This window comes from Streptomyces sp. NPDC088400 (assembly GCF_044753355.1).
In the GTDB taxonomy this organism is placed as follows: Bacteria; Actinomycetota; Actinomycetes; order Streptomycetales; family Streptomycetaceae; genus Streptomyces.
Genome location: NZ_JBIVMZ010000006.1, coordinates 485,503 through 493,473, shown reverse-complemented (window position 1 = coordinate 493,473; position 7,971 = coordinate 485,503). Strand labels below are relative to the sequence as shown.

General features: G+C 69.7%; 5 protein-coding genes, 1 rRNA gene and 1 pseudogene. 5 read left to right on the top strand and 2 right to left on the bottom strand.

Going from position 1 to position 7,971, the window contains the following annotated elements:
* Positions 1–208: 208 nt before the first annotated feature.
* The 3 genes and pseudogenes from rrf (at position 209) to ACIQD6_RS18635 (ending at position 2,930) form a co-directional block, all read left to right on the top strand.
* A 5S ribosomal RNA gene (gene rrf, locus ACIQD6_RS18645) occupies positions 209–325 on the top strand.
* A gap of 568 nt (positions 326–893) precedes the next feature.
* Positions 894–1,820, top strand: a pseudogene (locus ACIQD6_RS18640) (hypothetical protein); the annotation flags it as partial.
* Positions 1,821–2,045: 225 nt separating this feature from the next.
* On the top strand, positions 2,046–2,930 hold the full coding sequence (locus ACIQD6_RS18635; protein WP_401883837.1) for a hypothetical protein: 885 nt from the start codon (positions 2,046–2,048) through the stop codon (positions 2,928–2,930).
* A gap of 68 nt (positions 2,931–2,998) precedes the next feature.
* Here the strand turns inward: ACIQD6_RS18635 and ACIQD6_RS18630 are convergent, their stop codons facing one another.
* On the bottom strand, positions 2,999–4,348 hold the full coding sequence (locus ACIQD6_RS18630) for a DUF1015 domain-containing protein (protein ID WP_401883781.1): 1,350 nt from the start codon (positions 4,346–4,348) through the stop codon (positions 2,999–3,001).
* A gap of 73 nt (positions 4,349–4,421) precedes the next feature.
* On the opposite strand from ACIQD6_RS18630, the gene ACIQD6_RS18625 reads away from it, so the two are divergent.
* On the top strand, positions 4,422–5,450 hold the full coding sequence (locus tag ACIQD6_RS18625; protein WP_401883779.1) for an HAD-IIA family hydrolase: 1,029 nt from the start codon (positions 4,422–4,424) through the stop codon (positions 5,448–5,450).
* Positions 5,451–5,675: 225 nt separating this feature from the next.
* Here ACIQD6_RS18625 and ACIQD6_RS18620 read toward each other — a convergent pair whose 3' ends face one another.
* The gene (locus ACIQD6_RS18620; protein WP_401883777.1) at positions 5,676–6,578 is read right to left on the bottom strand and encodes a siderophore-interacting protein; all 903 of its coding nucleotides are present in this window, start codon (positions 6,576–6,578) and stop codon (positions 5,676–5,678) included.
* A 270-nt stretch (positions 6,579–6,848) separates the two neighbouring features.
* Here ACIQD6_RS18620 and ACIQD6_RS18615 point away from each other — a divergent pair, with 270 nt between their 5' ends.
* Entirely contained in the window at positions 6,849–7,898 is a 1,050-nt protein-coding gene (locus ACIQD6_RS18615) for a FecCD family ABC transporter permease (protein ID WP_401883835.1), read from the top strand.
* Positions 7,899–7,971: the final 73 nt, after the last annotated feature.

Below are 7,971 nucleotides of genomic sequence, written 5' to 3'. Positions count from 1 at the left end.
GGTTGATAGGCCGGATATGGAAGCCAGGTGACTGGTGGAGTTGACCGGTACTAATAGGCCGAGGGCTTGTCCTCAGTTGCTCGCGTCCACTGTGTGGTTCCCGGGTTGCGAACAGTCGCACCGGTTGAACCAGTATGTACTCAATTAAAGAGTGTGCTTGTTCGCTAAGTGCCGATATCTCGTTTTTCGCGAGATGGCCCGATAGGGTTTCGGTGGTCATAGCGTGAGGGAAACGCCCGGTTACATTCCGAACCCGGAAGCTAAGCCTCACAGCGCCGATGGTACTGCAGGGGGGACCCTGTGGGAGAGTAGGACGCCGCCGAACAATCTTTCAAAAAGGACCTATGGTCCAGCGTTCATGCTGGACCATAGGTCCTTTTTTGTTTTCCCCATGTTTTGTCTGAAGCGCGTCGGAAGGCCGACTGCGTGAGAATGACTGCGGTACCCGAAGACAGGAGCCCCACACGATGTCCCCCAACTCTTCCGACGACCGTCCTGAGCGCGACCAGCGCCCCAGGGACAGCGGTGACCGGGGCGGCTTCCGCGGAGGCCGTGACGATCGCGATCGTGGACCGCGACGTGACGATCGGGACCGTGGTGGTTTCCGTCGTGATGACAACAACCGCCGTGACGACAACCGCGGCGGCGGGTTCCGCGGCGCACGTGATGACCGTCCCAGTACTCCCCGGCGTGATGATGACCGTGGTGGTCGTCCGGCGTCGAGTGGTGGTTTCGCGCGTCGTGACGACCGTGGTGGCCGGCCGACCAGTGGTGGTGGCGGTGGTTACGGGCGTCGTGATGACCGGCCGAGTTCGCCGCGTCGTGATGACGATCGTGGTGGTTTCCGTCGTGATGACCGTCCGAGCGGCCCGCGTCGTGACGATCGTCGTGATGACCGTCCGTCGTTCCGTCGTGATGATCGTCGTGACGACCGGCCCACCGGTCCCCGCCGTGATGACCGTCCCAGTACTCCCCGGCGTGATGATGACCGTGGTGGTCGTCCGGCGTCGAGTGGTGGTTTCGCGCGTCGTGACGACCGTGGTGGCCGGCCGACCAGTGGTGGTGGCGGTGGTTACGGGCGTCGTGATGACCGGCCGAGTTCGCCGCGTCGTGATGACGATCGTGGTGGTTTCCGTCGTGATGACCGTCCGAGCGGCCCGCGTCGTGACGATCGTCGTGATGACCGTCCGTCGTTCCGTCGTGACGACCGTCGTGACGACCGGCCCAGTGGCCCCCGCCGCGACGACCGTCCCAGCACTCCCCGGCGCGACAACGACCGTGGCGGCTTCCGCCGCGACGACAACCGCCGTGATGACAACCGTGGCGGTGGCTTCGCGCGTCGTGATGACCGGCCGAGTTCGCCGCGTCGTGATGACGATCGTGGTGGTTTCCGTCGTGATGACCGTCCGAGCGGCCCGCGTCGTGACGATCGTCGTGATGACCGTCCGTCGTTCCGTCGTGACGACCGTCGTGACGACCGGCCCAGTGGCCCCCGCCGCGACGACCGTCCCAGCACTCCCCGGCGCGACAACGACCGTGGCGGCTTCCGCCGCGACGACAACCGCCGTGATGACAACCGTGGCGGTGGCTTCGCGCGTCGTGATGACCGGCCGAGTTCGCCGCGTCGTGATGACGATCGTGGTGGTTTCCGTCGTGATGACCGTCCGAGCGGCCCGCGTCGTGACGATCGTCGTGATGACCGTCCGTCGTTCCGTCGTGACGACCGGCCGACCGGTCCCCGCCGTGACGACGACCGCGGTGGTCGGGCGACCGGTGGCGGCGGGTACGGGCGTCGTGATGACCGGCCCAGTGGCCCCCGCCGTGATGACGACCGTGGTGGCCGTCCCAGCGGTGGTGGCTACGGACGTCGTGACGACCGCGGCGGCCGGCCCACCGGCGGTGGAGGCGGCGGTGGCGGCTACGGCCGGCGTGACGACCGTGACCGCGGTGGAGACCGTGGCGGGTACCAGGGCCGTGACGACAGCCGTGGTGGTGGCTACCAGCGTCGTGACGACCGGGACCGTGACCGGGAGCCGATCAAGCGGCTGCCGATCCCGGAGGACGTCACGGGCGACGAGATCGACAAGAGCGTTCGCCAGGAGCTGCTGAGCCTGCCGAAGACGCTCGCCGAAGATGTCGCCAGGAACCTCGTCATGGTCGCCAAGCTGATCGACGAGGACCCCGAGCAGGCATACGCGTACTCGCGTATCGCGCTGCGGCTCGCCTCCAGGGTCGCCGCCGTACGCGAGGCCGCGGGTTTCGCCGCGTACGCCACACAGAAGTACTCCGAGGCGCTGGCCGAGTTCCGGGCGTCGCGGCGGATGACCGGGAGCGTCGACCTGTGGCCCGTGATGGCGGACTGCGAGCGCGGTCTCGGCCGTCCTGAGCGCGCCATGGCGATGGCCGGCGAGCCCGAGGTGCAGAAGCTCGACAAGGCCGGTCAGGTCGAGATGCGGCTGGTCGCGGCCGGTGCGCGCCGGGACATGGGGCAGCTCGATGCCGCGATCGTGACGCTTCAGAGCAACGAGCTGGCATCGAACTCCGTGCAACCGTGGACCGCTCGGCTGCGCTACGCGTACGCCGACGCGCTGCTGTCGGCCGGGCGTGAGGACGAGGCCCGGGAGTGGTTCGCGAAGACGATCGAGGCGGACAAGGACGGGGCTACGGACGCGTCGGACCGTCTTGCCGAGCTGGACGGTGTCGAGTTCGTCGACGCCATGACTGATGACGAGGTTCAGGTCGAGGCTCAGGCCGAGGCACCGGCTGACGCCGCGATCGAGTCCGGCACCCGGGAGTTGGACGATGACGCCGCCGACGACGATGACGACGACGAGGTTCACGCCGACATCGAGGCCGATGAGGACGTCGATGCCGACATCGACATTGACGCCCCCACCGACTCTGACGCCGACGGTAACGACAAGCACTGAGTGATCATGCGAGTGGGTGGCATCCCGGCCGGGATGCCACCCACTCGCATTTTTGCTGTCCGCGCCGGTCAGCCGAGCGTGAGACTCCGCAGTACCAGCCCCGTCGCCGGCTTGGGGCCGAAGGACGTGGACTTGCGCGGCATCGTGACGCCCTGGCGTGCCAGGTCCCGTACGACGTCCTCCCGTACGGGATGCATCAGGATCGCCGTGCTTCCGTCCCGTTCCGCCTTCCTGACCACCGCTTCGGTGTCGTGGATGTAGGCGATGTGCTCCGGGTCGTCCGGGATCTTCCAGATGTGGTCCAGCAGCGTGGAATGCAGGACAGTCGCGTCCAGGCTCCGCCAGGCCTCCGGCCGCCCGGTGGGAACCGTACGCTCCAGCAGGGCTTCGTCCGGGCGGTCGATGAGATGGAAGCGGCCGTCCCCGGCGAGCAGGAAGGCATTGCCCCCGGTGCCGGTGCCCGCACCTCCGCCTGTTCGGGCATCTGCCAGGGCGTCGAGAGCCTCGGGCAGCGGGGTGTCGAGCGTACGGACCCGGAACGAGCCCGAGAGCGCGGCGATCGCCCGGTCGACAGGCACCCGGTGCAGCAGCCGGTGGATGGCGCGGACCTGGAGGGGGTAGCGGGCCGTGTCGATGAGCAGCACCAGGCCGTAGCCCCAGGGGCCGGTGGCCGAGTGCTCGGCGCGCAGCCGCAGATACGTGGCCCAGCGGTGATGCCCGTCGGCGATCAGCGCCTGGTGGTCCGCGAGGTCACGGGTGATCTCGTCCAGGTCGCCCGGGTCCGTGACCGACCACAGCCGGTGGCGGAAGCCGTCCTCCGTGGTGGTGGTGAGGAGCGGAGGGCGGCGGACGGTGCGTTCGATGACGGCGCTCGTGCCGTTCGTACTCGTCGTCGGCGCGGTCGCTGCTGTTGCCGCCGTGCTGCCTGCCGGTTCGTCCTCGCCCCGGTACGTCAGCAGCAATGGCTCCAGATTCGCCGCTGTCGTCCGCATCAGCGCTGCCCGGTCCGCCACGACGTCCGCCATCACGTCCTCGTGCGGCAGCACGATTCCGTCGGCCGGACCGGAGAGCGCCAGCGCCCCGATCACCCCCCGCTGCAACAGGTCACCTCTGCGCTGCTCGTACACGTACAGCGCGGGTTCGGGGTCGGGAGCGAGAATGCCCTCCGACAGCCACTCGCCCAGCGTCGCCGCCGCCTGGCGGTGGCGGGCCTCGGGGGTGGCGGCCTGCGGCAGGATCAGCCTGACTATGTTGTGCGGATCCGCCGACTCCAGGTGGTGCAGACCGTCGGGCCTGACGACCACGTCGTACGGCGGTGAGGTCACGGCGGACAGACTGCCGACTCGCTCCGGGACATAGCGGAGCCCCCGGAACGGGATCAGCCGCAGCCCCTTGTCCTCGGGACCTGTTGTGTTCATTCACGCATCGTATGTGCGGACCGGGATGGGCGATGATCGGAGGAGAAAACCCCCAGTGAGGAACGGAAGACGGATGAGTCAGCGGAGCAGGACCAGCCCGAGCGGAAGCGCGACCGCGCTGAACGAGGCGTACGACACGGCTCTGCTCGATCTCGACGGAGTGGTGTACGCGGGCGGCGAGGCCATCGCGCACGCGGTCGAGTCGCTCGGTACGGCCAGGGACGCCGGGATGCGGCTCGCGTATGTCACCAACAACGCGCTGCGCACGCCCGACACCGTGGCGGAGCATCTGACGGAACTCGGTGCTCCGGCCGTCCGCGAGGACGTGATCACCTCGGCGCAGGCGGTGTCCCGGCTGATCGCCGAGCAGCTCCCGCAAGGGTCCAAGGTGCTGGTCATCGGCGGGGAGGGGCTGAGGGTCGCACTGCGTGAACGCGGTCTTGAGCCGGTGGAGTCCGCGGCGGACGGCCCTGACGCCGTGGTGCAGGGGTACGGCGGGCCCGACCTGGCCTGGGGACGGTTCGCCGAGGCGTGTTACGCGATCAACCGCGGCGTGCCGTGGTTCGCGTCCAACACGGACCTGACGATTCCGAGCGCGCGGGGGATCATGCCGGGCAATGGCGCGGCGGTCGAGGTGGTACGGATCGGGACGGGCGCCGAGCCGCAGGTCGCGGGCAAGCCGCTGCCCCCTATGCACCGGGAGACGATCCTGCGGACGGGGGCCGAGCGGCCGCTCGTCGTCGGGGACCGGCTGGACACGGACATCGAGGGCGCGTTCAACGGGGGTGTGGATTCGCTGCTCGTCCTGACCGGGGTGACGGACGCGGCGCAGCTCCTCGCCGCCGAGCCCCGGCACCGGCCGACGTATGTGGACGCGGATCTGCGCGGGATGCTGACCGGGCAGCCGGACGTGGCCACGGTGGGGGACGGGTTCGGCTGCGGCGGGTGGACCGCCTCCGTCAGCGGGAACGCACTGGTGCTCGACGGGGACGGAGCGGCGCTGGACGGGCTGCGCGCGCTGTGTGCGGCGGCCTGGACGGACGCGGGCGACGGCACCTGCGCGCTGGACGCGGGGAAGGCGCTGGCGCGGCTCGGCCTCTAGGGTCTTTCGTTTGGATCAGGCCGGATCAGGGAGCGGGGTCTGGTGCCGTGGATCGCAAGGCGGAGGAGGGAGGCGACGCGGAGCGTCGTGGAGTGACGACAACGCGGCGAGGCGCGGTGCCAGGGCACGCGAGCCCGGCAAGATCCAAACGAGAGGCCCTAGGCCGGGGGAGGCGGGGCCGCCCTTTGGTCGCCGTGTCCTTCGGTTCAGGGCGGCCTGGTGCCCTCAGGAATCCTCCGCAGGATCCTCCGCGACGCGCAGCAGGTGGTCCTCGGAGGTGCCCCGGCGCCAGTAGCCGCTGAACTTGACCGTCCTGCGGTCGAAGCCGCGCTCCCGGACGAGGTGGCGGCGTACGGCCTTCACCGTCGCCGACTCACCCGCGACCCAGGCGTACGGGGTGCCCTCCGGCAGCGTGGCGGCCCGGACCGCGTCCGTGGTGGCGGGGGACGTGTTCGCTACGAGCCAGGTGATTTCCGCGTCGGCCTTCGTGGGCAGAACCTGGCGGTCGGCGGAGTCGTGGATCTCGATCCAGACCCGGGCCGGCATGCCCGGAGGCAGGGATTCGAGGATGCCGGCGATGGCGGGGACGGCCGACTCGTCGGCGGTCAGCAGGATCCAGTCGGTGCCGTTCGGCGGCCGGAAATCGTAGGCGGAGTTCTCCTCGTCCACCGGGGCCAGGACGGCGATCCGGTCGCCGGGGCGGGCCGTACGGGCCCAGCGCGAGGCGGGGCCTGACTCCGCGCCGTCGTCTCCAGCGCTGTTTCCGGCTCCGGTGTCGCCTTCGGTTCCGTCGCCGCCGTCGGGGGCGCCGTGCAGGGCGAAGTCGATGACCAACTCGTGCGGGTCACGGGTCAGTTCGCGCACGGTGTACGTACGCATGATGCCGCGCAGGTCCGGGTCGAGCTCGCGCCAGGCCTCGTACCAGTCGGCCCGGACCGTGTCCGGCATGACCGGTTCGTCCTGGCCGGGGTGCGGCAGGAACAGCTTCACTCGCTGGTCCCGTCCGGCCGTGGCCATGCGCGCCAAGTCCGCGCCGCCGAGGATGACACGGGCCATGGCCGGGGTGATCCGCTCCGTGCGGAGCACCGCGACGGTGAAGAACTGATAGGGGGCGGGAGCGTCGGTCATACGGAGAGCCTCTTCGACGTGTCGACGGCAGCGCGGAGCTGCTCCGGGGCAAGGGCGGAGGGGCAGGGCTGGGGGCGCGTCCGGCGTGGCCGGACCGGGCTTCCTCGCACAAGGAGATGGAGGATCCGGTGCGAGGGGTGTGCGGTGTACGACAGCCGGGCAGGGGAACCGTCATGGCGGGTGCCACCCTTGGCGGCCCCTTGGCGCTTCCCTCGGTGGTTACCTCCCTCTTCGTGACGAGATGCGAGGGTAGGCTAACCTAACCTGGTGTTGCTCGACAGTCCTCCCCGACAGAGCGCGGATCCGATATCCCCCGCCGCACCCCGTCGCCGCACCACGCTGCGCGCCGCGGGGTTGCTTCTTTCCCTCGGCATCCTGCTGCTGATCTGTACCGCGAGCATCGCGATCGGTGCCAAGTCCGTTCCGTTCGGCGATGTGTGGCACGGCCTGTTCCATGACGCCGGTACCGGCAACGACGTGATCGTCGTCGATGTGCGGCTGCCACGGACCGTCCTCGGGCTGCTCGTGGGGACCGCCCTCGGGCTCGCCGGCGCCGTGATGCAGGCGCTCACCCGTAACCCGCTCGCCGAGCCCGGTCTGCTCGGTGTGAACGCCGGCGCCTCGGCCGCGGTCGTCTCCGCCATCAGCTTCCTGAACGTCACCTCGATCACCGGCTATGTCTGGTTCGCCTTCCTGGGTGCGGCGGTCGTCTCGACCCTCGTGTACGTCCTCGGCGGCAGCCGCAGCGCCACTCCCGTACGTCTCGCGCTCGCCGGTACTGCCGCGACCGCCGCGCTCTACGGCTACGTCAACGCCGTACAGCTGCTGGACTCCGCGGCCCTCGACCGGCTGCGCTTCTGGACCGTGGGCTCGCTCGCCTCGGCGAACATGTCGACCGTCGACAAGGTATGGCCGTTCATCGCCGCCGGAGTCGCGCTCGCACTGCTGATCGCCCGCCCGCTGAACGCGATGGAGATGGGCGACGAGACCGCCCGCGCGCTGGGCGCGCGTCTGACCCGTACCCGCGTCCTCGCGATGGTCTCCGTCACCCTGCTGTGCGGAGCCGCGACCGCCGCCTGTGGGCCGATCGTCTTCATCGGGCTGATGGTGCCTCATCTGGTGCGCGCCGTCACGGGACCCGACCTGCGGTGGATCCTGCCGTACGCGGCGGTGCTCTCGCCCGTGCTGCTGCTGGGCGCCGATGTGGTCGGCCGGGTCATCGCGAGCCCGTCCGAAATCCAGGTCGGCATCGTCACCGCGCTGATCGGCGGACCCGTCTTCATCCAGCTCGTACGCCGTAAGAGGATGGCCCAGCTGTGACCGTGTTCTCCCGGGAGAAGCCCTCCGGAAGCCCCCGTAACCCCGTCCGCTCCCACCCCTCCCACCCCTCCCA